The organism is Borborobacter arsenicus (genome assembly GCF_003934165.1).
GTDB lineage: Bacteria > Pseudomonadota > Alphaproteobacteria > Rhizobiales > Rhizobiaceae > Pseudaminobacter > Pseudaminobacter arsenicus.
Map to the genome: position 1 here is coordinate 99,599 of NZ_RKST01000015.1, position 25,955 is coordinate 125,553.

Annotated in this window: 23 protein-coding genes; 11 read left to right on the forward strand and 12 right to left on the reverse strand. The window is 61.6% G+C overall.

All coding sequences use genetic code 11. The features are described 5' to 3' along the window. Positions 1–133: 133 nt before the first annotated feature. Together EET67_RS17285 and EET67_RS17290 are read right to left on the reverse strand one after the other, a co-directional pair. Positions 134–2,185, reverse strand: coding sequence for an elongation factor G (locus tag EET67_RS17285; protein WP_128627449.1), 2,052 nt, complete (start codon positions 2,183–2,185; stop codon positions 134–136). 143 nt (positions 2,186–2,328) lie between these two features. Next, a complete protein-coding gene (locus EET67_RS17290; RefSeq protein ID WP_128627450.1) occupies positions 2,329–3,852 on the reverse strand; it encodes a putative bifunctional diguanylate cyclase/phosphodiesterase in 1,524 nt (507 codons plus the stop codon). Positions 3,853–4,023: 171 nt separating this feature from the next. Between EET67_RS17290 and EET67_RS17295 the strand changes: the two genes are divergently transcribed. Continuing rightward, positions 4,024–4,419, forward strand: a complete 396-nt coding sequence (locus tag EET67_RS17295) for a (R)-mandelonitrile lyase (RefSeq protein WP_128627451.1) — start codon at positions 4,024–4,026, stop codon at positions 4,417–4,419. A 212-nt stretch (positions 4,420–4,631) separates the two neighbouring features. Next, positions 4,632–5,654, forward strand: coding sequence for a DUF1254 domain-containing protein (locus EET67_RS17300; protein ID WP_128627452.1), 1,023 nt, complete (start codon positions 4,632–4,634; stop codon positions 5,652–5,654). Between the two features lie 187 nt (positions 5,655–5,841). On the opposite strand, the gene EET67_RS17305 is transcribed toward EET67_RS17300, so the two are convergent. After that, on the reverse strand, positions 5,842–7,044 hold the full coding sequence (locus EET67_RS17305; protein WP_128627453.1) for a pyridoxal phosphate-dependent aminotransferase: 1,203 nt from the start codon (positions 7,042–7,044) through the stop codon (positions 5,842–5,844). Between the two features lie 180 nt (positions 7,045–7,224). Here EET67_RS17305 and EET67_RS17310 point away from each other — a divergent pair, with 180 nt between their 5' ends. Next, complete coding sequence (locus tag EET67_RS17310) at positions 7,225–8,115, forward strand: EAL domain-containing protein (protein WP_128627454.1); 891 nt, start codon at positions 7,225–7,227, stop codon at positions 8,113–8,115. A gap of 106 nt (positions 8,116–8,221) precedes the next feature. After that, positions 8,222–8,830, forward strand: a complete 609-nt coding sequence (locus EET67_RS17315) for a glutathione S-transferase family protein (protein WP_128627455.1) — start codon at positions 8,222–8,224, stop codon at positions 8,828–8,830. Between the two features lie 13 nt (positions 8,831–8,843). Here EET67_RS17315 and EET67_RS17320 read toward each other — a convergent pair whose 3' ends face one another. The 4 genes from EET67_RS17320 to EET67_RS17335 form a co-directional block, all read right to left on the reverse strand. Then, entirely contained in the window at positions 8,844–9,155 is a 312-nt protein-coding gene (locus EET67_RS17320) for a hypothetical protein (RefSeq protein WP_128627456.1), read from the reverse strand. After that, positions 9,152–10,225 carry a hypothetical protein gene (locus EET67_RS17325; RefSeq protein WP_128627457.1) on the reverse strand — a complete coding sequence of 358 codons (1,074 nt, stop codon included), beginning with the start codon at positions 10,223–10,225 and terminating at the stop codon, positions 9,152–9,154. The genes EET67_RS17320 and EET67_RS17325 overlap by 4 nt, the downstream gene beginning before the upstream one ends. 251 nt (positions 10,226–10,476) lie before the next feature. Continuing rightward, positions 10,477–10,731, reverse strand: coding sequence for a DUF982 domain-containing protein (locus tag EET67_RS17330; protein WP_128627458.1), 255 nt, complete (start codon positions 10,729–10,731; stop codon positions 10,477–10,479). Positions 10,732–11,231: 500 nt separating this feature from the next. Beyond that, positions 11,232–11,444: a cold-shock protein gene (locus EET67_RS17335; protein WP_128627459.1), complete on the reverse strand. Its 213-nt coding sequence runs from the start codon at positions 11,442–11,444 to the stop codon at positions 11,232–11,234. Between the two features lie 324 nt (positions 11,445–11,768). Between EET67_RS17335 and EET67_RS17340 the strand changes: the two genes are divergently transcribed. Then, on the forward strand, positions 11,769–12,089 hold the full coding sequence (locus EET67_RS17340; RefSeq protein ID WP_128627460.1) for a hypothetical protein: 321 nt from the start codon (positions 11,769–11,771) through the stop codon (positions 12,087–12,089). Between the two features lie 18 nt (positions 12,090–12,107). Here EET67_RS17340 and EET67_RS17345 read toward each other — a convergent pair whose 3' ends face one another. Then, positions 12,108–12,683, reverse strand: coding sequence for a methylated-DNA--[protein]-cysteine S-methyltransferase (locus EET67_RS17345; RefSeq protein WP_128627461.1), 576 nt, complete (start codon positions 12,681–12,683; stop codon positions 12,108–12,110). A gap of 203 nt (positions 12,684–12,886) precedes the next feature. On the opposite strand from EET67_RS17345, the gene EET67_RS17350 reads away from it, so the two are divergent. From EET67_RS17350 to EET67_RS17360, 3 genes are all read left to right on the forward strand, one after another. Beyond that, the gene (locus tag EET67_RS17350; RefSeq protein WP_128627462.1) at positions 12,887–13,717 is read left to right on the forward strand and encodes a lytic transglycosylase domain-containing protein; all 831 of its coding nucleotides are present in this window, start codon (positions 12,887–12,889) and stop codon (positions 13,715–13,717) included. Between the two features lie 922 nt (positions 13,718–14,639). Then, positions 14,640–15,428 carry a type I restriction enzyme HsdR N-terminal domain-containing protein gene (locus tag EET67_RS17355; protein WP_165899939.1) on the forward strand — a complete coding sequence of 263 codons (789 nt, stop codon included), beginning with the start codon at positions 14,640–14,642 and terminating at the stop codon, positions 15,426–15,428. A gap of 103 nt (positions 15,429–15,531) precedes the next feature. Beyond that, positions 15,532–15,720: a hypothetical protein gene (locus tag EET67_RS17360; RefSeq protein WP_128627464.1), complete on the forward strand. Its 189-nt coding sequence runs from the start codon at positions 15,532–15,534 to the stop codon at positions 15,718–15,720. A 209-nt stretch (positions 15,721–15,929) separates the two neighbouring features. Here the strand turns inward: EET67_RS17360 and carB are convergent, their stop codons facing one another. Further along, positions 15,930–19,421 carry a carbamoyl-phosphate synthase large subunit gene (gene carB, locus EET67_RS17365; RefSeq protein ID WP_128627465.1) on the reverse strand — a complete coding sequence of 1,164 codons (3,492 nt, stop codon included), beginning with the start codon at positions 19,419–19,421 and terminating at the stop codon, positions 15,930–15,932. Positions 19,422–19,659: 238 nt separating this feature from the next. On the opposite strand from carB, the gene EET67_RS17370 reads away from it, so the two are divergent. After that, the gene (locus EET67_RS17370) at positions 19,660–19,845 is read left to right on the forward strand and encodes a hypothetical protein (protein WP_128627466.1); all 186 of its coding nucleotides are present in this window, start codon (positions 19,660–19,662) and stop codon (positions 19,843–19,845) included. Positions 19,846–19,993: 148 nt separating this feature from the next. On the opposite strand, the gene EET67_RS17375 is transcribed toward EET67_RS17370, so the two are convergent. Next, complete coding sequence (locus tag EET67_RS17375) at positions 19,994–20,821, reverse strand: class I SAM-dependent methyltransferase (protein WP_128627467.1); 828 nt, start codon at positions 20,819–20,821, stop codon at positions 19,994–19,996. A gap of 208 nt (positions 20,822–21,029) precedes the next feature. Between EET67_RS17375 and ypfJ the strand changes: the two genes are divergently transcribed. Beyond that, positions 21,030–21,959: a KPN_02809 family neutral zinc metallopeptidase gene (ypfJ, locus tag EET67_RS17380; RefSeq protein ID WP_128627468.1), complete on the forward strand. Its 930-nt coding sequence runs from the start codon at positions 21,030–21,032 to the stop codon at positions 21,957–21,959. 198 nt (positions 21,960–22,157) lie between these two features. Here ypfJ and EET67_RS17385 read toward each other — a convergent pair whose 3' ends face one another. Next, on the reverse strand, positions 22,158–22,733 hold the full coding sequence (locus EET67_RS17385) for a type II toxin-antitoxin system PemK/MazF family toxin (RefSeq protein WP_128627469.1): 576 nt from the start codon (positions 22,731–22,733) through the stop codon (positions 22,158–22,160). A 113-nt stretch (positions 22,734–22,846) separates the two neighbouring features. Between EET67_RS17385 and EET67_RS17390 the strand changes: the two genes are divergently transcribed. Continuing rightward, a complete protein-coding gene (locus EET67_RS17390; protein ID WP_128627470.1) occupies positions 22,847–24,094 on the forward strand; it encodes a TCR/Tet family MFS transporter in 1,248 nt (415 codons plus the stop codon). 65 nt (positions 24,095–24,159) lie between these two features. Here the strand turns inward: EET67_RS17390 and carA are convergent, their stop codons facing one another. Then, positions 24,160–25,359 carry a glutamine-hydrolyzing carbamoyl-phosphate synthase small subunit gene (gene carA / locus EET67_RS17395; RefSeq protein ID WP_128627471.1) on the reverse strand — a complete coding sequence of 400 codons (1,200 nt, stop codon included), beginning with the start codon at positions 25,357–25,359 and terminating at the stop codon, positions 24,160–24,162. Positions 25,360–25,955: the final 596 nt, after the last annotated feature.

Sequence of the window (25,955 nt, forward strand, 5' to 3'; positions counted from 1 at the left end):
TATTCATGCGGCGGACCTGACGTGCTGCCTTCCTCCCCCATCCACTCCCGTGGGCGGCGGTACGGTCCGCAAAGAACGGCGCCCGGATTTCGATCCGAGCGCCGTTTTTCTATGTCCGTACGTGTTGCGCCGGTCAGGCGGCCTTGCCGTTGGCGTTCATGACATCATCGGCGAGGCGCCCGGTCAGCTCGGCCATATGGTCGAATCCGGCCTGGTAGCTGGCGACGCCAGCGGTGGCCGAACGCAGTTCGATGATGAGATCGCCGATCTCGGATTGCGGCATGGTTGCCTCCACTACATCCCAGCCAGGCCAGCCCGGCCGCGCATCGTAGCCGAGGATCTGGCCACGGCGCTGCGGCACGATGCCGGTGATCTTGGCGGTGGCATCGGAAGGGGTGAAGATCGACACCTTCATGATGGGTTCGAGCAGCACCGGCGAGCACGCTGCCATGCCTTCCTTCATCGCCAGCTTGGCGGCCATCTGGAAGGCCATGTCGGAGGAATCCACCGCATGATAGGAGCCGTCCGACAGGTTGACGGCGACATCCACGACCGGGAAGCCGAAGGGCCCCGACTTCAGATAGTCGCGAATGCCGGTTTCCACCGACTGGATATAGGTCTTGGGCACCACGCCGCCGGTGATGGTGTCGGTGAACTGGAAGCCGCTGCCGCGTGGCAGCGGCTTGATTTCCAGCACGACGTCACCGAACTGGCCGTGGCCGCCCGACTGCTTCTTGTGGCGGCCGCGCTGCTGGGTCGCCTTGCGGATCGTTTCGCGATAGGGGACGGCGGGTGCATGGCCTTCCACCGCGATCTGGTTGCGGCCTTCCAGCCGCTCCACGGTGACGCGCAGATGCATCTCGCCATGGCCCGACAGCACGGTTTCGCTGCTGTCCTGCTGGTGGCGCAGGCCAAGCGAAGGGTCCTCCTCGGACAGGCGCTGGAGGGCTGCCGACATCTTGACGTCGTCCTTGCGCTCCTTGGGGCGCAGCGCCATGGCATAGACGGGCTGCTGCGGCTGCATGTCGACAAGAGCTTCCATGCCCGAGCGGGAACTGGTGAGCGTCTGGCCGGTGCGAACGCTCTCCAGCTTGCCCAGCGCCACCGTGTCGCCGGCTTCGGCCGAGGCCTGCTTGGCCTGGTCCTTGCCCAGCATGCGGTAGATGCCTGAAACCTTGGCGGTGGCGCCGCCTGGGGCAAAGAGTTCGGCTCCGTCGGCAAGTTTGCCCGACAGGATGCGGCCGAGCGACAGCTTGCCGCCATGGGCGGTATAGATCGTCTTCATGATCTGGACAGTGGTGCCGGCGTCCTCCGGCACGCCGAGCCGCTTCCTCACCGCCTCAATGTCGGGCGCGTCGTGGCGGATCGCCTTCAGGAGCCGCAGCACGCCATTGCCCTTTTCGGCGGTGCCGATGAGGACGGGCGTGACCGACCCGTCGCGCAGATCGGCGGCAAGCCCGTCGAAAACCGTATCCTTCGGCGGCTCGATTTCTTCCAGCAGTTGCTCCATCAGCCCGTCATCGTGATCGGCCAACGTCTCCAGCATGGAGAACCGCGCCTCGATCTCGCGCGCCTTGTCGTCGCCGGGAATCTCGGCAATCTCGCTTTCGGCATATTCGCGGTAGACATAGGCGCGCTCGAGCGCCAGGTCGATCGAGCCGATGACGATGCCGTCCTTGCGCAGCGGAATCTGGCGCAGCAGGAGCGGCGCGCTGCTGGCCGGCTGTAGCATCTTCAACGTGTCGCGCACGCCCAAGGCCGCCTTGTCGATCTTGTTGAGGAAGAGGATGCGCGGCACGCCGAAATCGTCGAGCCTGCGCATGATGAGCTGCAGGGCCGGCACCTTCTTCTCGTCGGCCTCGGTCACCACGACGGCGAGATCGCAAGCGGCAAGCACGGGCTCGGCCTCGAAGGCAAATTCCACCGATCCGGGCAGATCGACGAAGGTCAGGCTGTCGCCCATGAAATCGGCGGTGGCGAAAGTAGCTTCCACGCTCATGGCATGGGCACGCGCCTCGGGCGTGTGATCGGCGACGGTGCTACCCGAAGCGACCGGGTTCTGGCGGGGGATGGCGCCCGTGCGGGCGAGAATGGCTTCAAGAAGGGTGGTTTTTCCGCTTGAAAAGGGACCGACGATGGCGATGCATTTCGGTCCCGTGCGTCTTCCTCCGGCGCGGCTTCCCATGATGCTGACCTCCACTCAGGCGTTTTGTCGCGAGCGGCGGCCGGCCTGCGGCCGTCGCGGGCGGGCTTGCTGGCGGCCCGCCTGGGAAGCATCGTCACACGGGTTTACGGGCGGGGCAAGGGGAATAGAGCCGGCGCAGCAAATCACGCCGAGAGTGCGCGCGGTTCCGGCGCGATGTCGAATTCGAGCCTGCGCAATTGCTGGTGCGGTGCGGGGCGGCTGATGTAGAACCCCTGGAAGCGGCTGCAGCCCGCCGCCCGGGCCAGCGCGAACTCCTCGGCGGTCTCCACGCCTTCGGCCACGATGGTCACGTTCTGCACCCGCGCGATCTGCGCCAGCGCCGAGACGAAGACTTGGGCGACGCGGTCGCTGGCGAGGCTGTTTATGTAGCTGCGGTCGATCTTGATGCTGTCGATCGGGAAGGTCTTCAGATAGTTGAAGCCGCAATGGCCGGTGCCGAAATCGTCGAGTGCGATGTGGAAGCCGAGGTTCCGCAGCGTTTCCAGCCGCGTCAGGATTTCCGGAGAGGCGGCTGTCGCCACCGTCTCGGTGATCTCGATGACGAATTGCGACGCCGAATGGCCGGTTTGAAGCAATACGCGCTCGAACATCGTCACCACGGCGTCGCGCTTGAGCTGCTCGCCCGAGACGTTGATGCTGATGCGCTTGCCGGGGAAATTGCCGATGTCGGCGCAGGCGCGCTTGAACACCCATTCGCCGACCATGTCGATCAGGGTGGAACGCTCCGCGATCGGGATGAACTCGGCCGGCGAGATGATACCGCGAACCTGATGCCGCCAGCGGATCAGTCCTTCGAGCGCCAGGGTAGAGCCTTCGGCGTCGACGATGGGCTGATAGTGTAGCTCCAGCTCGTTCAGGTAGACCGCGGCGCGCAACTCCCGCTCGATCAGGCGGCGATAGCGCTGGTCGGATTGCATCTCCTCATGGAAGAGGGTGGCGCGCCCGCGACCTTTGGCCTTGCTCTCATAGAGCGCGAGGTCGGCCAGCAGCATCAGCTCCGTCGTGTTCGAGGCATGCTCCGGGGCAAGCGCGACCCCGGCCGAAAAGCTGAGCGGGATGATCTTGCCCTCATAGGGCTTGCCGGTCTGGACCGCCTTCAGCAGATGCTGCAAGCGGTGACTGATGGCCGCCTCGTCGGCATGGGGGACGATGATGCCGAATTCGTCGCCACCGAGCCTGCCGACCGAACCCTCGCCGAACTGCTGGATGGCGGCTGCAACCAGTTGCACCAGCGCGAAATCGCCGAACTGATGTCCGAAGGAATCGTTGAGCTGCTTGAAATGGTCGAGGTCGAGCAGGATGAGTGCGGTGTCCGCCTTGCTGCGCAACCTCTCTTGCAGCGCCTGGAGGAAATAGCGGCGCGTCATCGAGCCGGTGAGCGTGTCGGTCGTCAGGAACCTGATCTTCTCCGCTTCCGCGGCGGCTGCGGATTTCAGGCTGTGGACCACGGTGCTGCGCATATACATCAGCGTGACCAGCGCCAGGCAACTCGCGCCGATAGATACGGTCAGTGCCGTGCCGGCTGAAATATTCGCTGCCTGCGGGTAGATGGCCAGTGCTGCCGCGCCGATGCCGATGCCGAGGAGCAGCTGAATGCCCCGATAAAGCCTGCCGCTATGTCCCCGGATCGTCGCAACTATACTCATGGTCGCCCTCAACGCGATGTGGGAACAGGTAGGAGCGAGCCGTTAAAAAGCCATTTCAGCGGAAGCTGATAAAAGCATGTTCGCGATGTGGAATCCGTTGTTGATAGTCTATGGTTAAGGAAAAGTGGCCGGTGCCGCTTCCGAGCCGACCGAAAAAAAGGAGCAATCCCGATGAAGATCATTCCCTGCGGCAGCGTGCCGACAAGCGTGGCGAGCGACAGCTATTTCACCGGCCGGGTGCTGCAGACGCCGATGATCGAGGCGCAAGCGCCGGCGCGGCTGCGGGCGGTGCTGGTCAGTTTCGAGCCGGGCGCGCGCACCGCATGGCACACCCATCCGCTCGGCCAGACGCTGCATGTCGTGTCGGGCGCCGGGCGGGCTCAGGTCTGGGGCCAGGAGGTCCAGGAAATCCGCGCCGGCGACACGGTCTGGTTTCCGGCAGGCGAGAAGCACTGGCACGGCGCCGGACCGACAACGGCCATGACCCACATCGCCATGCAGGAAGCGCTGGACGGCTCGGCCGTCGAGTGGCTGGAAAAGGTCAGCGACGAGCAATATGGCAGGTGAGGGCGGTGGGAAGGGGAGTATGCCAGATGCGACTGTTGTCTGTTGATGTCACCTTTGTGTGGCGAACTTTGCCCCAATGCGCGCGTCATCGGAAGCTTCGTTGCGGCGGCATAAGATTTGACAAGTTTAATTCATTTTCCCGTTATGCACTTGTTTCCGTCGTTCCTCCAGCCTAGCCTTATCAGGGTTAGAGCCAGAGTGGAGTGACGTTCATGAGAGCGGTCATCTTTGCGTTTCTGTGCATGCTGAATTGTACCTGTCTTTCTGCGTATGCGGACGAGACCGTTCCTGTCACCCCAGACAATTTTCCTCGTGCAGAGACTGATGTCTATTTCTCCAAGACGGTGAAAGATGGCGGGTTAGGTGCGTTTGTTCATAGTCGGCAACCCACACCGATAGACAAGCAAGCTGTCATCCGCATGAACCGGGATACGCTCTATTCGTCAGCCGTCTTCGATCTGGATGCAGGGCCCGTTACAATTACGCTGCCCAGCACCGACAATCGATTTATGTCGGCTCAGGTGCTCGATGAGGACCAGTACACATTCAAGGTCATCTACGGACCAGAGAGCAATACCTTCACCAAGGATGAAGTCGGCACGCGCTACATGTTCGTCAACGTTCGCACCTTGGTGAACCCCGAGTTGCCAGGTGATGTCGATGAAGTTCACAAGCTGCAGGACTCAATCAAAGTCGATCAGCCGGGTGGCCCTGGGAAGTTTGAAGTGCCGAATTGGGATCCGGAAAGTCACAAGAAAGTCCGTGAAGCTCTCCTGGTACTTGCATCGACGCTCTCTGACTTCAGTCACGCCTTCGGCTCAAAAGCTGAAACCGATCCCGTGCATTTTTTGATCGGTGCTGCCGCAGGATGGGGCGGGAACCCGGAGAAGGATGCGACATATCTGGCCTTCACACCAAAAGAGAACGACGGCAAGACGATCTATAAGCTTCATGTTCCTGGGGATGTCCCCGTTGATGGTTTCTGGTCGATCAGCCGGTACAATGCGAAGGGCTTTTTTGCGGAGAACGAATACAAGGCCTATTCCGTCAACAATCTCACCGCGACTAAGGCTGCCGATGGCTCGGTCGGTGTTCAGTTCGGTGGCTGCGACGGAAATATTCCCAATTGTCTCCCCATCGATGAAGGGTGGAACTATACGGTTCGCCTCTATCGGCCACATGCTGATATATTGGACGGCAAATGGAAGTTTCCTGAGCCGGAACCAGTGAGATAGCGGCTGGGCGTGAACTTCCACTATTGGCCGATGCCCCACGCCAGGATGCGTTGATATCAGCCGTCATTTCTATGTCCGCAAGGGACCGCTGACAGGGCCGTCGCAATTTGCTCGAAGGGTCGGCTTGCAAAAACACAAAGCCCGGCGCGAGGCCGGGCCTTGGAGTCTTTTCAAGCTGTTGCGTCGATCAGCTCAGGCTTGCCGTGAAGCGCTGGATGCGCGTGCAGGCTTCCTCCAGCAGCTTTTCGGAAGTTGCGTAGGAGATGCGGAAGTTGGGCCCGAGGCCGAAGGCCGAGCCGAACACAACTGCCACGCCTTCGGCCTCCAGAAGCTCGGAGCAGAAGGTTTCGTCGCCGTTGATCACCTTGCCGGCTGCCGTTTTTTTGCCGACCAGCCCTTCGCAGGACGGATAGACATAGAAGGCGCCTTCCGGCGACGGGCATGTGATGCCGCGCGCCTGGTTGAGCATCGACACCACAAGATCGCGCCGGCCCTGGAAGATCGCCTTGTTCCTGGCGATGAAGTCCTGCGGGCCGGTCAGTGCCTCGACCGCCGCCCACTGGGCGATGGAGCAGGCGCCCGAAGTCTGCTGGCCCTGGATCATGTCCATCGCCTTGATCAGCTCGATCGGGCCTGCCGCATAGCCGATGCGCCAGCCGGTCATGGCATAGGCCTTGGACACGCCGTTCATGGTGAGCGTGCGTTCGTAGAGGCGCGGCTCGACCTCGGCGATGGTCTTGAAGACGAAATCGCCATAGGTCAGGTGCTCATACATGTCGTCGGTCAAGACCCAGACATGCGGGTGCCTGAGCAGGACGTCGGCGATCTCGCGCAGTTCGGCCTCGGTATAGGCCGCGCCCGAAGGGTTGGAGGGCGAGTTCAGAACCAGCCATTTGGTGCGCGGCGTGATCGCCTTTTCCAACGCCTCGCCCTTGAGCTTGAAGCCGTTCTCGCCAGAAGTCTGGGCGAAGGTCGGCGTGCCGCCGCACAACAGCACCATTTCCGGGTAGCTGACCCAATAGGGCGTGGGGATGACCACTTCGTCGCCGGCATTGAGCGTCGCCATGAAGGCGTTGAACAGGATCTGCTTGCCGCCGGTGGCCACGATGGTCTGGGCTGGCTTGTAGTCGAGATTGTTCTCGCGCTTGAACTTGGCGGCAATCGCCTCGCGCAGCGGCACGATGCCCGAAACCGGCGGATATTTGGTCTCGCCCCGACGGATCGCTTCGATCGCCGCGTTCTTGATGTTGTCGGGCGTGTCGAAATCCGGTTCGCCGGCGCCAAGGCCGATCACGTCCCGGCCGGCGTTTTTCAGCTCGCGCGCTTTCTGCGTGACCGCGATCGTCGCGGAGGGCTTTACGCGGGAAAGGGCGTCGGCAAGAAAGGCCATGACTTTTCGTCTCCGTTTCTGGGTGGCGGCCGCAACAAAAGGCCGCGCCTCTCATGTCGGATTGTGCATCGAATCGCAAGTGTTCGTTCGGCGTGATTATTACGCCGACATGACTTCCATTAGCACCCGGTTAAATATTGAATGGCAGGGTAGTCTTTCAACGCCGGAGCCATCAGCATCGTGTCGAGCAGTATCGGGCTTGCCCATATCATCCGACAGGATGACGGTTCCGCCACCGGGACCTGGAACGGATTCACCCTGAAAACGGCGTTCCAGCCGATTTTCGCCTTTCGCGACGGCAAGCTTCATATCGTTGCCTTCGAAGGCTTGCTAAGGCCGTTCCTGAGCGGCGAGCCGATGCCGCCACTGGAATTCTTCCGCATCGTGCCGGCAAGCGAGCGACTGCATGTGGAGACGCTGGCGCGGACGCTGCATTTGTTGAATGCGGCCGCCTGCCTCGACCCCGTCGCGACGATCTTTATCAATTTCGACCCATCGCTTTTTTCCGAGAGAGCAATAACCGAAAGCGTGTTGCGCGACATCCGCCTGGTTCTGCACGAGGCCGGTATCGACCCGCGTCGGGTTGTGTGCGAGCTGACCGAGCAGAAGACCACCTCGCAGGAGGCGCTCTACGCCTTTGTCGAGGCCTTGCGGGCCAACGGCCTGCGGATCGCCGTCGACGACTATGGCTCCGAGGAATCCGATATCACGCGGGTGCGCGAGTTGCGGCCCGATGTCGTGAAATTCGATGCTGCATGGGTGGCGCGGCTGATGGACTCCGGTGCCGGCTTTGCATTGCTGACGGCGTTGGTCGACAGTTTCGCCGCGCGCGGCATCGATACGGTGTTCGAGGGCATCGAGGAGGATTGGCAGCTCGAACTGGCCGAAAGATCGGGCGCCGCCATGGTCCAGGGTTTTGTGCTGGCGCGGCCGCAGATCATGCCGGGGCAGCTTGCGGCGCAGGTGGCGCAACAACAGCCGGACGTGCCGCCGATGATCCCGCCTGCGCCCGACACCACGCATCGAGGCAACTCCGCCGGAAAGACCTTTGGCCGGCGAACCCGCCCATAAAGTCTTTCAAAACATCAGTTGCGCTGATGGTCCGGTCAAAACTTATTGCTGGAAGAGCAGGCCAACACCGCAATAGTCTTCGCCAAAAAGGAGTTGGACTGCGGTGATGAAACTTTATGGAATGACGGAAAGCGGCAATTGCTACAAGCCGCGGCTGCTGATGGCCAGGCTCGGCCTGGCATTCGAACATCTCGAGGTCAGTTCGCGGAACGGCACAACACGCTCGGCCGGATATCTGGCCAAGAATCCGAATGGCATGGTGCCCTTGCTGGAACTCGATGACGGGAGGTTTCTGGCCGAATCCAATGCGATCATGCTCTATCTTGCCGAAGGCACGTCTCTGCTGCCTTCGGATCGCTACCTGCGCGGCCTTGCCTATCAATGGCTGTTCTTCGAGCAATACAGCCACGAGCCCTATATAGCCGTGCGCACGGCGCTCCTTACCTATCCGGAACGGGCGGCCAGCGCGACACCAGAGCGGCTGGCATTGACTCTGGAACGCGGCAACAAGGCGCTTGGCGTGATGGAAAAGCACCTTGCCGCCAATGCGTTCTTTGTCGGCGAGGCCATGAGCGTGGCCGACATCGCGCTCTATGCCTATACCCACACGGCCGGGAAGGGCGGCTTCGAGCTCAGCGCCTATCCGGCGGTTTCCTCCTGGCTTGAGCGGGTCCGTGCGGAGCCCGGTCACGTGCCGCTCGAGTGGAAGCCCTGAAAAGGGAGGGAGTTCAACTGCCCTCGGTCGGAAGGGGCGGAAGAGGGCAGTTGGCCGAGATCACGTCGATGGCTTTCAGAAGGGTCCGGACGTCGAAATGCGATAGGGCGTCGTCATAATATCCGCTGTACCGGTCGACATAGACATCGTCCTTCTTCAGCATGAAATTGACGGTTTCCATACGAATGATCGCGTCGATATTGTGAAGGAACGCCTCCCTGAGCGGCTTGCACAAAACGTCTTTTCCGGAGGCCAATTCGCTGGCATGGCCGGGTTGGACGGCCGCCAAGGTCAGCAACATGTTCAGGGCAAATAAAATTCTCATTTTTCAAATCCGATGATGTCGTGAAAATCTTCGTCGATATGAATGGATAGTTTGACGATATCCATGGGAGTGGCGCGGATGAGCTGCGCCTCGATGTTTTCAAGCCTGGCGATGTCCCATCCCATCTGAGCGCTCAACGCGGCTCCATCGATCTTCAAGGCCTCTCGCTTTTGTTTCAGCCTGGTGATGAGCTGGTTGTAGCGAGTGTCGTCCTGCATGAGGGTGATGAGATGCAGCAATGACCGGGAAGCTGTTTCCTCCCCGGCCTCCTCGGGAATGGTCTCGATCGCCTTGTCGTTCGATAGGGCGCTTTTGGCGAGTGACAGGTCGGATTCCGGGCTGATGGGAGTGATCGGCCGCTTGTCCGCCAGCCAGGCGAGTGTGAACAGCGCTGCGGTGATTGCAGTTCCCCCCAGCAATATCCGCCCCGGCCTGATTTTGTTCGGGTCGATGTTGCGCAGAAAGGAATATCCGTTCCTGAAGAGTTGGTAGTCGTCATCGGACCTATTGTGCTCGGGGGTGGCGGAGCGGGATTTCCGGCGACTGCCTTCTATTCTTTCCTTTTTTGTGGTGAGGGAGGCGATTTCGCTTTCCAGTTTCTCGAGCAGATCGTCGACCGATCCCTCCTGGTTGAAAAGCACGTCGATCGCCGATCCATATTCGTCATAGACCCAGGTCGTGTAGTTCTTTTCCGGGGGCACTTCCGTCCTGGTCAGGGCAAATTTTGCGGCGAGCGGCTTCCTCCTGGTGTGCGCGATCTTGTCGTTCACAAAATTGCAGAATTCGCTGATCCTGAAATCCGATGAGTGGCAGTTGATGGTTTCAACGCCGACATCGGCATAGAGGTCTATTCTCTTCTGGCCGAAAATCTCTCGTGACGAAACCGATCTCAGATCCTGATAGGGGACGTATCGCGACCTGTATTGCTGGCGATAGACGGTGAATTTCACTCCATTATGTTTTGCCGTGACGGTCACGGGAATCTTTCTGGAAAGAAATATCCGGCGTCTGACAACAAGTTCTCCGGCAATGGCCGGGTCGTTGGTATTGCCGTCACTTTGCTCATTCATGCTGACAATCGCGCCAAGGGGAGCCATTGGTGGGGGCGTCCCGGTTTACCCTCGGAGATAGAAGGAGCTTTAGGTTACGCGCTTGCCCAAGGCTCGCGAAACCCCGAAGCAGTCTTAAGCCACAGTTAATATCAACTGCTAAATGCTTGCGATCGGCTTTTTGGTCTGTGGGCGGGAGGCGGATTGGCCGGAAATGGCGTCTCGAGGGAAAGGCGCAGCTTTTGCCGCGCCTTCGATTCCAATGTTCGGGATCAGCCCTGCGGTTCGGCGAGAATGCCGGCGCGGCGGGCAGCCGCCACGAAAGCCTGTCTGGCCTTGTGTTCTGACTTCAAGCCGTCGAGCGCATCGTGACAGGCCCTGTAGGCGGAACGATAGGTTCGTCCCTGGGCCCAGTCCGGCCAATGGCTTTGCAGCACTTCGATGGCTTCCCAGGCGCTAGCGACCATGCGTTCGCCGCTGGCCTTCAGCTTCAGCCGGATCGGGGTGGAAAAGCGTACATCCTCCAACACTTCCTCCATGTTTCGAGCAAGCAACCGGATGCCGGGCACGCGCCGGCATCCGCAATCGACATGGTTTTGCGGGGAGGGGATTTCAAGAGCATGACGGGATTGGGCAGCGCGGCGTATCGTATTGAGGCAGGAAGGGCCTCCTGCCTGCGGGCAAACAAAAAGGCGGGATTGCTCCCGCCTTCAGGTTGCCGGATCAGGATGATTTCTCATCACGATCCAAATCTCTTGCGGAGCATGGATTTTGCGAAAGCCGGTTTCGGCTTTTTCGCAAATCGTGCTCCAGGCTGGCTGATCCGGGAGTTTAGGGATCGGGGCCGGCGGCAATCCGCCGCTTCGACGTCCTAGCCCTGAACTCCGGCGCGCTTGACGCGCGGCCGCCAGTACATCCGTGACTTGCCGCGCGCTTCGAATTCAGCGATCCGATGCGCGCTGGCGCCTTTCAGCTAACGCATCGCCGGTAGCGAAAGCCCGATGGGCTTTCCCGGCAATGCGCCAAATCAGCCGGCCTTGGAGAGAGACCCAGCGGACGACTTGCCGGTGCGGCGGTCCTGCTCGATCTCGAAGTTGATCTTCTGGCCTTCATTGAGGGTCGACATGCCAGCGCGTTCGACAGCGGAGATGTGGACGAAAACGTCCGCGCCGCCGGCGTCAGGCTGGATGAACCCATAACCCTTGGTCGCGTTGAACCACTTTACGGTACCAGTTGCCATTCTTGCTTTCCTTGCGTTTGCAACTTTTAGACCGGGCGGACCCGGCCGCTTGTATCGAGATTTTGGAGATAGATATCAGCAAACGCGAGGAAATCGCGGCACCATAGATCGATCGGCCGAAATATCAACGCGACTGATATAATCGGTTTGGTGCGGCGATACAAGAGCCAGGCCGAGGCGATCTTCACCCGCTTGTGATCCGGCGATACGTTTTTCGCTATGGTTTAGGCCGCATTTTGCGAGCAACCTGCACTTGAAATAAACCGCCGCGCTGTCGGCCCCGGTTTGCTAGGTCCGCCGCCTGCGCCTGTCGTGGAGGTGATCATGAAAGCCGTGTTGCTGGCCACCTGTCTGTCCCTGATTGCTGCCGAAGCGCAAGCCATTTCGCGCTATGAGACGGAGGGCCGGCCCTGCGCCGAGATCCAGGCGATCGTTTCGGGCGACGGGGCGGCGATACTGCGCTTCCGCTCGCCGCGCGACCCCTCGATCCAGCGCTATGGCCGCTATGTCGCCGACCGGCGCTTCTGCCACCACAATGAGCAGGCCGAAACCGCCTTTGTTCCGGCGGCCGATACGAATTCCTGCCCGGTGCGCGAATGCATCCAGGTCGATCCGGAAGACAATATGCTGTTCAGGCTGCATTGACGCCTGATCGCGCGGGCTTCAGAAGCCGAACGAGGCCTGCGCGGGCGGGGGCGGGCCGACGCGCACGCCTTCCATGGCCAAGAGCCTTTCCTTGGTGGCCGAGCCGCCGGGAGCCGAAAAGCCGCCAATCTTGCCGCTGGCGGCCAGGATGCGATGGCAGGGCACGACCAGCGGCACCGGGTTCGAGCCCAGCGCCTGGCCGGTTTCGCGCGCCATGCCCGGATGGCCGGCACGGGTGGCAAGTTCGCCATAGGTGACGACCTCGCCGAAGCCGAGCTTGCGCGCCGCGTCATAGATCGCCAGCCGAAATTCGTCGACGCCGGCAAGATCGACCGGAATCCTCGACAGATCGACCGCCTCCCCGGCTGCATAGCGGGTGATTGCCGCAACAATCTCTGCGATCTCCTGCGGCAGGGTGTCGACGGCCTGCACCGCCTCATTGCCATGCCTCGGCAGGGTCGCCAGAAGCCGCCTCAGCGTGGCGGCGCGGTCGCGCTCCGGCAGTTGCAGCCGGGCCAGGCCGGCATCGCTCCAGGCAATGCCGATCCAGCCGATTTGCGTCTCGAACAGATGAGTGGAGAGGCCTGAAGTCATGGTTCCCGTCCGGGTCTGGAGCCGTCTTCTACCACATTTGCCCTTCGGTACAAAGCAGGAACATTGGCCGGCAATGCATTTTCGGGGTTCCGCAGCGCCGCTGTGCCGTGGCATAGAGCGACACAGCCGCGCGTTGCGCAGTTGCCGATGCTTTGCGGCTCGGCTAAGAAGTGATTCGGGCGGGACAATCTGAACAGCCAAGCATGAGCGCGCATCTGCCTTCATTTTCCCGATCCTTGCTGGCGGCAGCCGTGCTTTGCCCGCTGGCGCTTTCGGCCTGCTCGACCACCGGCGAGGCCCCGGTGGAAAGCCTGGCGCTGAATTTTCCCGAAGACCCGGTGCTGCCGGATATGGTGGCCCTTGTGCCGACCCCGAGCAGCGGTGCCGACATCGCGATTGCCGATGCGGGCGATGCGGAGACAAAGCTTACGCTCGGCGTCAGTTCCTATGCCGCCACGCCCGCGCCCGATGCCCGCTTCGGCCCGGCAACGGTTGCCGCGCGCAGCCCCGAGCTGGATGCGCTGATTGCGCGCTATGCCGAGCATTACGAAGTGCCGGTCGCCCTGGTGCGGCGCGTGGTGAAGCGCGAGAGCACTTTCGACCCCGGCCAGCGCAACGGGCCTTACTGGGGGCTGATGCAGATCCGCCACGACACCGCGCAGGGCATGGGCTATCGCGGCCCGGCCAGCGGGCTGCTCGATGCCGAGACCAACCTGAAATATGCGGTGCGCTATCTGCGCGGCGCCTATCTGGTGGCCGATGGCGATTATGACCGCGCGGTGGGCTTTTACGCGCGCGGCTATTATTACGACGCCAAGCGCCTCGGCATGCTGGAGGCGACCGGCCTTGGCAAGGACCGCCGCCGCATGAGACAGATGGCTCCGGTGGAGGTGCCGCAAGTGCTGCCGGTGGCCGCACCCGCAAATCTCGGACTGCCCACCGCCTCGCCGATGGAAGACGATTTCCGGACAGCGCCGATGCAGGAGCCTGCCGTTCTGCCCGCCTTTGCGCCAGTGCCCAGTCCTGCTGCCTGAGGCGATTACCCCTTCTCCCCAAGATGAAGAGAGGAGGGGATTGGCGGTGGCGCGTCTGGCGCTGTTCCTCGCCCCTCTGGGGAGAGGTGCCGAGCGTAGCGAGGCGGAGAGGGGTGTGTTCGCCTGGATCGCCCGCTTCGTCCCTCTCGTCTTGTAAGCCCCCCTCACCGGTTTGCTCACGCAAACCACCTCTCCCCAGAGGGGCGAGGAAGCAGCGCCGCGCGTTTCATCATCGCCACGCCCGGATTTTTGTCCGTCTGGCCATTGACAAAGAACGGACCTCTTTTCGAGAGGTCGGGAAGACGGGCGGCCGTTCGGACGCTCGTTTTAGTTAGATATGCGACCTTGCGGCCGCCCGTCCGGCTTTGTCTCCGAACGTTCGCCGGGATCGCCCGAGGCCGGGAACGGCCTTCCCGCCGCAAGCGGCAGAAATGCCTTTCCGGATAACGGCCCAGCGCTTGCCGCTGATCTCAACCGGCAGCCCCGAAGGGCGGGCCGGCCTTTAATTAAGCCGCCATCCATTGCGAACTTTCCGGGTCCGCCCCCACGGCCACGTTAGCCGCAAGGTCGGAAGCCGGTTCCTCCCCGCGTAATCACCGTCATGATCGGCGTTCCCGCAGGAGAAACTGCGAGGGATTATGAAGGGTGGTGAAAGGGGGTGGATGGATATGGGGCTTTTGCGGTGGCGGTGTGAGGGAAATCAAAGGGTTGGCGGCAGGGAGGGCGGGGGTTTTGTCCTCTTGTGGTGGTGCGTTTACGTCGGAGCGAGGAACTGAACCCAGTTTGCCACCAAGCATTCCTGATAAAGCTTATCCCGCGTGTAAAAGCTACGTCTGTGGCATAAAACGCGAATTAGATTTTTTACTTGTCTTTCAAGCAAAGTCATCCTCAAATCACGGTTGGGAGAAGGGAGGGCGAGTCTTTGGCAAAGTTACCGAAAAAATTTGTCGAGCGCATCGCGTCGACATTGAAGAAATATCAGCGTATCGCACTTGCGCAGCAGAAAGCGGATGTTGCAGAGGCTGACACGGTTACCTTGATTAAGGACATTTTGGCTGACGTCTTTGGTTACGACAAATATGAGGAACTAACCGCCGAACATCAGATCAAAGCCACCTTCTGTGATCTGGCGATAAAAATAGGTGGGCAGCTTCGGCTGCTCGTAGAAGTGAAATCGGCGGGCAACAGTCTCTCCGATAACCATCTTCGACAGGTCATCGATTACGGCGCGCATCAGGGGATTCACTGGGTCATTCTTACGAATGCGGTCGAATGGCGGCTGGTGCGAATCTATGTTGCCAATCAAATCAGTCATGAAGAAGTATGTCGTATTATCTTAGCGGATATTAGCCCAAAGAATGAAGATCACCTGCAAACCCTCTTCCTATTTGCTAAGGAGGGCCTGACTACCGACGCAATGCAAGCTTTTCATCAGCAGGCGCAACTTCTCAACAAGTTTACAGTCTCCGCCATCATGCGAACTGAGCCGATAGTTTCCGCTGTTCGCCGTGAAATCCGTAAGCTGTTCCCAGACGTAAAGGTTGGCAACGATAACCTTGTGGAACTGATCGAGAATGAAGTGATCAAGCGAGACACTATCGAGGGGGACAAGGCTAAGGAAGCACATGCGCGGATGCGAAAGGCTGCCAGCAGACTGGAAAAGGCTAGAAGCAAAGCTTCGAAGATCAATGTTTCTGAGGCAGCGCTCTGAGAGTGAGGCTTGATCGGGGAGCAGTAGTTGCCGCTATTGACTCTGTAGAACATTTCAAGAACATTAGCGCAGCCAGTTAGATTCGCAGACAAAGGAGCGGGCAATGGGCAAGAATACCGGCGAGGGGTTTCGTCGTGGTGCCGTTAAGGGCAGAACACAGTTTGAACGGCCGGATGGGCTCTATCAAAAGCGGGACGAGAGGACAGGCGAATTCATGGAAGTGAAGCAGACACCTGGGCCCTTCAAGGGTGTCGCAAAGGAACCGGATGGTCGGGATACCGAGAATTCGTAGAGGTTAGCGGTGGACTGCTGATTTCCAGCAGCCCTCTTGTCTACCGGATCTCACTTACACGGAGCGACGGATTGCGTAGTGCGCTTCAAAGCCCCTCTCTTGCGATTTCTAGCACTTAGCGTCGCTGATGGCGCTGAAGCGCCTGCTCCGCTAAGATGCTGAAATCGCTTTCTCCCCCACAGGGGGGGGAGATCAGCAGTTTCGGCCGCTCAGAAATATTCCTGCAGCGGGCGGACTTCCAGGCTGCCGGCACGGAGCGCGGCGATGGCTTCGGCGACGGCGGCAGCACCTGAAAGCGTGGTGTAGTAGGGCACCTTCTGCATCAGGGTCGCGCGGCGCAGCGACTTGGAGTCGGAGACCGCCTTCTGGCCGTCCGTGGTGTTGAAGACGATCTGCACCTGGCGGTTGCGGATGGCGTCTTCGATATGGGGGCGGCCTTCCAGCACCTTGTTGATCTTTTCGGCCTCCACGCCATGCTCCTTGAGGAAGCGCTGGGTGCCGCCGGTGGCCAGCACCTTGAAGCCCTGGCCGGCAAGGCGCTTGACGGCGGGCAGGATGCCTTCCTTATCCTCGTCGCGTACCGACACGAACAGCGTGCCCGAACGCGGCAGGTCGACGCCGGCACCGAGCTGGCTCTTGGCGAAGGCCAGCGCGAAATCGCGGTCGAGGCCCATGACCTCGCCGGTCGAGCGCATTTCGGGGCCGAGCAGCGTATCGACGCCGGTGAAGCGGGCAAAGGGGAACACCGCTTCCTTGACCGCGATGTGGCCGGGATTGCGGGCGTCGGGCTTGTCGCCGTAATGGGCGAAGGCCGCGTCCAGCGTTTCGCCGGCCATGATGCGCGCGGCGATCTTGGCGATCGGGCGGCCGATGGTCTTGGCCACGAACGGCACGGTGCGCGAGGCGCGCGGGTTGACCTCCAGCACATAGACATTGTTGTCCTGGATGGCGAACTGCACATTCATCAGCCCGCCGACATTGAGCGCCTTGGCCATGGCGGCCGTCTGGCGCTCCATCTCGTCGACGATATCGGAGGAAAGCGTGTGCACCGGCAGCGAGCAGGCACTGTCGCCCGAATGGATGCCGGCCTCCTCGATATGCTCCAATATGCCCGAGACGAAGGTGTTCTTGCCGTCGCACAGGCAGTCGACATCGACCTCGACGGCGCGCGCCAGATAGGTGTCGAACAGAAGCGGGTTCTTGCCGAGCAGCGTGTTGATCTGGCCGGTCTTGTCGTTGGGGTATTTCTGCTTGATGTCTTCCGGCACCAAGCCCGGCACGGTGTCGAGCAGGTAGCTCTGCAGCATGCCTTCGGAATGGATGATCTGCATGGCGCGGCCGCCGAGCACATAAGACGGGCGCACGACCAGCGGGAAGCCGAGCTCGGCGGCGACCAGGCGGGCCTGCTCGACCGAATAGGCGATGCCGTTCTTGGGCTGCTTGAGGCCAAGCTTGTGCAGGAGCTTCTGGAAGCGGTCGCGGTCCTCGGCAAGGTCGATCATGTCGGGCGAGGTGCCGAGGATTGGGATGCCGGCGGCTTCCAGCGCCTCGGCAAGCTTGAGCGGGGTCTGGCCGCCGAACTGCACGATGACACCGGCAAGCGTGCCCGCCTGTTGCTCGGCGCGCAGGATTTCCAGCACGTCTTCTGCCGTCAGGGGCTCGAAATAGAGCCGGTCGGAAGTGTCGTAGTCGGTGGAGACCGTCTCGGGGTTGCAGTTGATCATGATCGATTCATAGCCGGCCTCGCCCAGCGCGAAGCAGGCATGGCAGCAGCAATAGTCGAACTCGATGCCCTGGCCGATGCGGTTGGGCCCGCCGCCGAGGATGACGACCTTCCTGCGGTCGGAAACCTGCGCCTCGGAGCGCGGCGCGCCGGCAAAGGGCACCTCATAGGTGGAATACATATAGGCGGTGGGCGAGGCGAACTCCGCAGCGCAAGTATCGATGCGCTTGTAGACCGGGTGGACGTCGAGCCTCTGGCGCAGCTTCTGGACGTCGTCGGCATCGCTGCCGGTGAGCGAGGCGAGGCGGGCATCGGAGAAGCCCATCGCCTTCAGCATGCGCAGATTGGCTGCGTCCTGCGGCAGGCCGTGCTCGCGGATGCGGGTTTCCATGGCAAGGATGCCTGCGATCTGTTCGAGGAACCACGGGTCGATCTTGCACATGGAATGCACGTCTTCCAGCGAGGTGCCCATGCGGATCGCCTGCGCCACCATGCGAAGCCGGTCGGGCGTGGGCGTGCCCAGCGCTGCGCGGATGGCGTTGCGCTCGTCGCCATTGTCGTCATTGCCGACGCCGGGGATCTCGATCTCGTCAAGGCCGGTGAGGCCGGTTTCCAGCCCGCGCAGCGCCTTCTGCAGCGATTCCTGGAAGGTGCGGCCGATGGCCATGACCTCGCCGACCGACTTCATGGCGGTGGTCAGGATGGGCTCGGCGCCGGGGAATTTCTCGAAGGCGAAGCGCGGGATCTTGGTGACGACATAGTCGATCGAGGGTTCGAAACTGGCGGGCGTGGCGCCGCCGGTGATGTCGTTGTCGAGCTCGTCCAGCGTGTAGCCGACGGCAAGCTTGGCCGCGACCTTGGCGATAGGAAAGCCGGTGGCCTTGGAGGCGAGCGCCGACGAGCGCGAGACGCGCGGGTTCATCTCGATGACGACGAGGCGGCCATCGGCCGGGTTGACGGCGAACTGGACATTGGAGCCGCCGGTCTCCACGCCGATCTCGCGCAGCACCGCGATCGAGGCGTTGCGCATCAGCTGGTATTCCTTGTCGGTCAAGGTCAGCGCCGGGGCGACCGTGATCGAATCGCCGGTATGCACGCCCATCGGGTCGACGTTTTCGATCGAGCAGATGATGATGCAGTTGTCGGCGCGGTCGCGCACGACCTCCATCTCATATTCCTTCCAGCCGAGCACCGATTCCTCGATCAGCACTTCGGTGGTGGGGGAGGCGTCGAGGCCGGACTGGACGATGTCGAAGAATTCGGTGCGGTTATAGGCGATGCCGCCGCCGGTGCCGCCCAGCGTGAAGGAGGGGCGGATGATGGCCGGCAGGCCGATCTGGTCAAGCGCGGTGGCGGCAACGCCCATGGCGTGGTTGATGTAGCGCTGCTTGCGGTCGCCCTCGCCGAGGTTCCATTCGGTCTCGAGCTTGTCGAGCGCGGCATCGAGTTCGGCGCCGGAATGGATGGCCTTCAGCTCGGCGCGGCGCGCCTCATGGGTCTTGCGGTCGGCGTCCTTGACGTCGGTGGCGTTGGCGAGCATGGATTTCGGCGTCTCGAGGCCGATCTTGGCCATCGCCTCGCGGAAGAGCGCGCGGTCCTCGGCCTTGTCGATGGCGTGGGCATCGGCGCCGATCATCTCGACATTGTAACGCTCCAGCACGCCCATGCGGCGCAGCGACAATGCGGTGTTGAGCGCGGTCTGGCCGCCCATGGTGGGCAAGAGCGCGTCGGGGCGCTCACGCGCGATGATCTTGGCGACGACCTCAGGCGTGATCGGCTCGATATAGGTGGCGTCGGCCAGTTCCGGGTCGGTCATGATGGTGGCCGGGTTGGAGTTGACCAGGATGACCCGGTAGCCTTCCTCCTTCAGCGCCTTGCAGGCCTGGGTGCCGGAATAGTCGAACTCGCAGGCCTGGCCGATGACGATGGGCCCGGCGCCGATGATCAGGATCGATTTGATATCGGTACGTTTTGGCATCGGCGGGGTCCGTTCTTGTTCGTGCTGCACAAAAAGTCCGGCACGGGGCGGCCCGGCCGGCGGCACAGCAAATTGTCTTGTCAGGCTAAGGGTGCCTTATAGGCAAATGAAGTCGCGCTTGTAACCCCGAAAATGCGCGAAATCCCGTCGGATATTTACGTTGTGGAACGCAAGCTGCGGCAAGCGCGTTGGCAGGCGCCTGCGCGGTGGTCGCGCGGGGCTTTCCGGAGGAACGGCAATGGGCGTCAAGCAAGCACCGACACAGAAGGGCAAGGCAGCCGCCAAGGGGCTGAGGCAAGCGGCAGCCAGGGAAGAACGCAAGACCGAGGCAAGGACCGGCAGCGAGCTGAAAAAGGGCGAAAAGCGCTTCGAGGAACGCTCGCGCAGTTCCGACGGCAAGAGTGCTGCGACCAAGCAGCATTGATTGCGCCATCGTCATCCCGGAACGCTGCGCAGGGTAAGCAAGCAGCGTATCCGGGACCCAATTCCGCCACTTTCGGCATGGTCGCGGAATGGGTCCCGGCTCGCGGTCGCTTCGCTCCCTTGGCCGGGATGACGGTGTTTACTTTTTCTCACATCTTCTGGGCGAGCATCTGGATCGGGGCGATGGTGCCGGCGGCGAGGGCCAGCATGACATGGCCGAGCCGAATCGGGGCGGCGGCGCCCATCACGGTATGGGGGCCGAGCAGCGGCTGACCGTGCTTTTCGACGTCTTCGCGCATCTTGCGGCCAAGCGTGAGCGACATTTCGCGACGGTTCTTTTCCGAGCGCAACACGAAGCCCGCCTGCTTGAGCAGGTCGCGATAGGTCTGCGGCGCATCCACGAAACTGGTGGCGAGCGAATCCGCCCAAGGCATGGGGTAGGGCAGATCCTCGCCGGTGACATTCATGATGTCGTAGACGGCAAAGACGCCCTTCTTCCTGAGCACCCGGTGGACCTGGGCGAAGGTGGCGGCCTTGTCGGAAATATTCATGCCGACATGGATCAGGGTTGCGCGGTCGAAGCTCTCGTCCTCAAAAGGGAGCGAGAGCGCGCTTCCCTGCCGGAAGGAGACGAGATCGGCAAGGCCGCAACGATCGGTGAGCGAGGTTGCCACGCTGACGAATTCATCGGTGAGGTCGATGCCGGTGACGGTGCAGCCGTGGTGCTCGGCAAAATAGCGGGCCGGGCCACCGATGCCGCAGCCGACATCGAGCACTTTCATGCCCGGCGAAAGGGCCAGGTCGTGGGCCAGGTCGGTGGTGGCCGCCAGCCAGCCCAAGTGAAATTCGTCGACGCCGGCAAGATCGGCCGGGTCGAGGTGGCCGATGTCCTTTCCGGAGGTTTGCAATGCATCGAGGATCGCGCGTTCGAGTGCGCCGTGGCTGTAGTGCCTTGCAACGTCCTGCTCGGTGGTCATGAGCGACCTCGCTTCGCGTCGGTTCGCAAATTCCTCCGTTGCAAAAGCTACACTTTTTGCCTGTGGTTGGGAATGGATATTGCGAAGGCCCACGCGGGCCTCAAGCCGGCCTTGCCAAAATTTCTGTGACTTGATGCAACCGTTGGGGTAATTGTCAGTTTGGCGGGACAGTGCCTGTGGCACATCGAAATTGCTGGATGAGGTAGGCATGCGCTGGAGAGGCCGTCGGCAGAGCACCAATGTTGAGGATCAACGCGGCCAGGGCGGCGGCTTCGGCGGCGGCGGCCTTGGACGCGGCGGCGGTTTCCGCATTCCGATGGGCGGCGGAGGGGTGCGCCGGGCCGGCGGTGGCGGTCTTTCGGGCATCATCATCCTGATCGTGATCTTCTTCGCCTTGCGGGCCTGCGGCATCGATCCGCTGGAAATCCTGGCGGGCGGCGACGGCGTTCCGGGCGGCGGCGGGCAGGTGACGCAGAGCGAGCCGGGTGCGGTGAAATCCAATGACGAGATGACGCAATTCGTCTCCACCGTGCTGGCCGAGACCGAAGATGTCTGGAGCGGCATATTCCAGGCCGAAGGCCTGACCTATGAAGAGCCTACCATGGTGCTGTTTTCAGGCCAGACGAGGTCAGCCTGCGGTTTTGCCTCGTCGGCTTCCGGCCCGTTCTACTGCCCGGGTGACCACAAGCTCTATATCGACCTGACCTTCTACGACCAGCTCGAGCGCCAGTTCGGCGCAGCCGGTGATTTCGCGCAGGCCTATGTGCTGGCGCATGAGGTCGGCCACCATGTCCAGAACCTGACCGGCGTGCTGCCGAAGTTCAACCAGATGCGGCAGTCGATGGTCGAAGCGCAGGCCAATGAGATGTCGATGCGGGTGGAACTGCAGGCGGACTGCTTTGCCGGTATCTGGGGGCATTTCACCGACCAGAAGGGCCTGCTCGATGCGGGCGACCTGGAAGAAGCGCTGAACGCTGCCCAGCAGATCGGCGACGACACGCTGCAGCGCCGCACGCAAGGCTATGTCGTGCCCGAAAGCTTCAACCACGGCACGTCCGAACAGCGAGTGACCTGGTTCAACCGCGGCTTCCAGAGCGGCAAGCTCGAGGATTGCGACACGTTCAACAATCCGATTTGAATGACGAACTGACTGCGTGGGTTCGCATGTGACCGCCACGGCACGTAGCAGTCGGGACGCGGCGGCAGGCAGATACAAGAAACCCCACCGGGCTTGGTATCGCCATGGTGGGGTCCGCCTCTGACGAGGTCTTGAGGCTCAACGGCTTTCACCGCGAGCGATCTTCCCCAATATGGGCTCAAATGGGGAAATGTCAAACTACTGAAATCCAAGGCCGCAGAGAACGCCGAGTTTCACGCGGTCGAAATCTTCGTCGGACAGCTTGAGCGTAAGATATTTGCGTTTGCCTTGCTGATCGCGCGCGGTTCGAAACAAGTCCAGACGTTCAAATGAAACCGCCGCTACGAGATCACACTTTGCCCAAGCAATTGGCGAATCGAATGGGACTGGACGCGGTTCGGTGAAATTCAGCTTCACGACGTAAGGCACGTCATGTGCTGGTGCGGTCAGGGAGATCGGTACGACGCTACAGAGGCCGTCGCGGTGAGGAAGACGTGGCGATACTACAATTGCCGGGCGTCGCTTGACCATTTCAGGAGGACGGAAACCTCCCATTGCGTAATCGCAAAGAACGAGAGTTTTGGGAGAAAGCGGATATCGAATCGCCATCAATGAATAATCTGAAACGTAAAAGTATAGATCAAGTATGCGCCCAACCATTTCCCCTTTTTGTTGTTGGAATAAAGCCGATCTGGCGCCGCCAGAACTGTTCCCAGGTTTGGAGATACAGGCCTTCCCAGCTTGGCAAAAGCCGCAGGGTTCTGGGTCTTCCACCCGCTGTCAGTAGTCGCGACCGCAGTTTGCGTTCCCGTATTGTTCTGAGCTCCGGCTTCGGCTACAAATAGCGTCCGCCTTGCCCCGGGCGGTTATTTGCGAAAGACATCGAAATGGTCGACGATAAAACCGCCAGACGGGGCCTTGCGCTCGTTTTCACGATATTGCTGCTCGATATCACCGGGATCGGCATCATCATGCCGGTGCTGCCGGCCTATCTGCAGGAACTGACCGGTGTCGGCATCAGCGAGGCGGCGATCGAGGGCGGATGGCTGTTCTTCGTCTATGCGGCGATGCAGTTCCTGTTTGCGCCGCTGATCGGCAATCTCAGCGACCGGTTCGGGCGCCGGCCTATCTTGCTGGCCTCGGTGCTGACCTTTGCCATCGACAATCTGATCTGCGCGCTGGCGTGGTCCTATTGGGTCCTGTTCGTGGGCCGGGTGCTGGCCGGCATCAGCGGGGCCAGCTATTCGACGGCGGCCGCCTTCATCGCCGATGTCAGCAATGATAAGAACCGGGCGAAGAATTTCGGCCTGCTCGGCATAGCCTTCGGCGTCGGCTTCGTGATCGGCCCGGTGCTGGGCGGCCTGCTTGGCGAGTTCGGGCCCCGGGTGCCGTTCTATGCCGCAGCCGTGCTGGCTTTCCTCAACTTCGTCGTCGGCTATTTCCTGCTGCCTGAAACGCTGGAGCGCAAGCACCGGCGGGTGTTCGAATGGCGCCGTGCCAACCCGCTCGGCGCGCTGAAGCAGATGCGCAACTATCGCGGCATCGGCTGGCTGGGGCTGGTGTTCTTCCTGATGACGCTCGGCCATATGATGTATCCGGCCGTGTGGTCCTTCGTCGCCAGCTATCGCTATGGCTGGAGCGAGCAGCAGATCGGCTTTTCGCTCGGCGTGTTCGGCATGGGCGGCGCGCTGGTGATGGCGCTGGTGCTGCCGCGCGTCATCCCGAGGCTGGGCGAATGGCGCACTGCCGTGGTCGGCCTTTCCTTCACCGCCATTGCCGCCTTCGGCTATGCCGTGGCCTGGGAAGGCTGGCTGGTCTATGTGGTGATCGTGGCGACCTGCCTGGAGGCGCTTGCCGACCCGCCGCTGCGCAGCCTTGCCGCAGCCAAGGTGCCGCCGTCGGCGCAAGGCGAGCTGCAAGGGGCCATGACCAGCCTGTTTTCGATCACCTCGATCATCACGCCGCTGCTCTATACGGGCATCTTCGCCTGGTTCACCGGGCCGAATGCGCCGGTGAGTTTTGCCGGCGCGCCCTATGTGCTTGGCGGCATCTTCCTGACCCTGTCGCTGGCCGCCTTCGTGCTCAAGGTGGAAAAGCCGGAAGGCGTGGTCAAGGTCGAGACGGCGAGGGTGTAGTTGTTTGGCGGGGCGAGCTTTTTTACCCCTCATGTCGGATGAGGGGTAGGTGAGGAGCGCTGCCCTTACTCCGCCAGAGCAGGCTCGCCCTTGCGTTCGCGGATCAGATCGGTGAAGCGGCGGAACAGGCAGTTGGAATCCTGCGGGCCGGGCGAGGCCTCGGGGTGGTGCTGGACCGAAAACACCGGCCGGCCCGTGAGCGTGAGGCCGCAATTGGAGCCGTCGAACAGCGAAACGTGAGTCTCTTCAACGCTTTCGGGCAGCGACTTTGAGTCGACCGCGAAGCCGTGATTCATCGACACGATCTCGACCTTGCCGGTGGTGTGGTCCTTGACCGGGTGGTTGGCGCCGTGGTGGCCCTGATGCATCTTCCGGGTCTTGCCGCCGAGCGCCAGCGCCAGCATCTGGTGGCCAAGGCAGATGCCGAAGATCGGCAGGTCGGTCTTGAGCAGGTCCTGGATGATCGGCACCGCATATTCGCCGGTGGCGGCCGGATCGCCGGGGCCGTTGGACAGGAAGATGCCGTCCGGCTTCATCGCCAGGATGTCTTCGGCGGCAGCGGTGGCAGGCACCACGGTGACTTCAGCGCCGAGGCCGGCAAGCAGGCGCAGAATGTTGCGCTTGACGCCGTAGTCGACCGCCACGACATGGAAGGCGGGCTCCGTCTGCTCGCCATAGCCCTCATTCCACACCCAGGGCGTCTCGCGCCAGGTCGAGGACTGGCCCGAAGTGACCTCCTTGGCCAGATCGAGGCCGACAAGGCCGGACCAATCGGCAGCCTGGCGTTTCAATGCTTCAATATCGAACTTGCCGTCGGGCGCATGGGCGATGACGGCGTTGGCAAGGCCCTTCTCGCGGATGAGCGCGGTGAGCGCGCGGGTGTCGATGCCTGCCATGGCGACGATGCCGCGCCGCTTCAGCCATTGGTTAAGCCCGCCCTGGGAGCGATAGTTGGAAGGGTTGGTGATGTCGGCCTTGAAGATGGCGCCGACCGCGCCGTTGTGGGTGGTGGGGTTGAGATATTCGACGTCCTCGTCATTGGCGCCGATATTGCCGATATGCGGGAAGGTGAAGGTGACGATCTGGCCGGCATAGGAGGGGTCGGTGAGGATTTCCTGATAGCCGGTGAGCGCGGTGTTGAAGCAGACTTCGGCGACCGCGCTGCCTGTCGCGCCCAGGCCGCGCCCTTCGATGACCGTGCCATCGGCCAGAACCAGAACGGCGGTCGGCACTTCGGTGGCCCAGGGGGCGGTGGTCGCGGCCATATCAACTACTCCATGTTTCATCCAACGGCAAAAAATGCCTTGGTCTCAAATCGACGGCGAAATGCCGTGCCGGTCGTGCAGGCGGCGGGGTCGCCGTCATGTTCGTTTCGACGGCTGTGCCGTCATTGCTGCCCGGACGGACCCCGTCGCGAGAAGGGCTTAGGAGCCGGTATGGCCAAGCGCGGCGCTCTTGCAGTATCGGCCCGGAAGGGCCATATCATGCGCCGAAAGGCACGGGGTGTCGCGAGCGTCGCGGCCCTCCCATGCAAATCCCAAACAAGTCCTGCTAAGGCGCGGACAATAGGCGAAGGCACCAACGCGGTCAACAATTGCGACAGCCGAGGTCACGGATTCTTTTTAGAGCATCGCTCCGAAAGGAGGATACCGGTTTTCGGAGCGATATCAAAGTGTTATGATGCCTTTTGCGCGTCCGGCCGGACACGGGGCGTTCAGACGAAACAGGAACCTGACCGTCGATATGGCGTTTGTGTCGGGCGTTGGCCAAGGCCGGAGCCGATGTGCAATCGCAATTGAACCGGGCGGCGTCTTTTCGCCGACAAGGATCATCGCTATGGTCCCGCGCCTCGCTACCAAGG

What these genes read in the sequence shown, in the direction of transcription:
- EET67_RS17320 (WP_128627456.1), bottom strand. Translation starts at nt 9,155, where the DNA reads ATGAGAATTTTATTTGCCCTGAACATGTTGCTGACCTTGGCGGCCGTC.
- EET67_RS17335 (WP_128627459.1), bottom strand. Translation starts at nt 11,444, where the DNA reads ATGGCAACTGGTACCGTAAAGTGGTTCAACGCGACCAAGGGTTATGGG.
- ypfJ (WP_128627468.1), top strand. Translation starts at nt 21,030, where the DNA reads ATGCGCTGGAGAGGCCGTCGGCAGAGCACCAATGTTGAGGATCAACGC.
- EET67_RS17325 (WP_128627457.1), bottom strand. Translation starts at nt 10,225, where the DNA reads ATGAATGAGCAAAGTGACGGCAATACCAACGACCCGGCCATTGCCGGA.
- EET67_RS17305 (WP_128627453.1), bottom strand. Translation starts at nt 7,044, where the DNA reads ATGGCCTTTCTTGCCGACGCCCTTTCCCGCGTAAAGCCCTCCGCGACG.
- EET67_RS17290 (WP_128627450.1), bottom strand. Translation starts at nt 3,852, where the DNA reads ATGAGTATAGTTGCGACGATCCGGGGACATAGCGGCAGGCTTTATCGG.
- EET67_RS17370 (WP_128627466.1), top strand. Translation starts at nt 19,660, where the DNA reads ATGGGCGTCAAGCAAGCACCGACACAGAAGGGCAAGGCAGCCGCCAAG.
- carA (WP_128627471.1), bottom strand. Translation starts at nt 25,359, where the DNA reads ATGGCCGCGACCACCGCCCCCTGGGCCACCGAAGTGCCGACCGCCGTT.
- EET67_RS17295 (WP_128627451.1), top strand. Translation starts at nt 4,024, where the DNA reads ATGAAGATCATTCCCTGCGGCAGCGTGCCGACAAGCGTGGCGAGCGAC.
- EET67_RS17285 (WP_128627449.1), bottom strand. Translation starts at nt 2,185, where the DNA reads ATGGGAAGCCGCGCCGGAGGAAGACGCACGGGACCGAAATGCATCGCC.
- EET67_RS17345 (WP_128627461.1), bottom strand. Translation starts at nt 12,683, where the DNA reads ATGACTTCAGGCCTCTCCACTCATCTGTTCGAGACGCAAATCGGCTGG.
- carB (WP_128627465.1), bottom strand. Translation starts at nt 19,421, where the DNA reads ATGCCAAAACGTACCGATATCAAATCGATCCTGATCATCGGCGCCGGG.
- EET67_RS17375 (WP_128627467.1), bottom strand. Translation starts at nt 20,821, where the DNA reads ATGACCACCGAGCAGGACGTTGCAAGGCACTACAGCCACGGCGCACTC.
- EET67_RS17315 (WP_128627455.1), top strand. Translation starts at nt 8,222, where the DNA reads ATGAAACTTTATGGAATGACGGAAAGCGGCAATTGCTACAAGCCGCGG.
- EET67_RS17390 (WP_128627470.1), top strand. Translation starts at nt 22,847, where the DNA reads ATGGTCGACGATAAAACCGCCAGACGGGGCCTTGCGCTCGTTTTCACG.
- EET67_RS17350 (WP_128627462.1), top strand. Translation starts at nt 12,887, where the DNA reads ATGAGCGCGCATCTGCCTTCATTTTCCCGATCCTTGCTGGCGGCAGCC.
- EET67_RS17300 (WP_128627452.1), top strand. Translation starts at nt 4,632, where the DNA reads ATGAGAGCGGTCATCTTTGCGTTTCTGTGCATGCTGAATTGTACCTGT.
- EET67_RS17360 (WP_128627464.1), top strand. Translation starts at nt 15,532, where the DNA reads ATGGGCAAGAATACCGGCGAGGGGTTTCGTCGTGGTGCCGTTAAGGGC.
- EET67_RS17340 (WP_128627460.1), top strand. Translation starts at nt 11,769, where the DNA reads ATGAAAGCCGTGTTGCTGGCCACCTGTCTGTCCCTGATTGCTGCCGAA.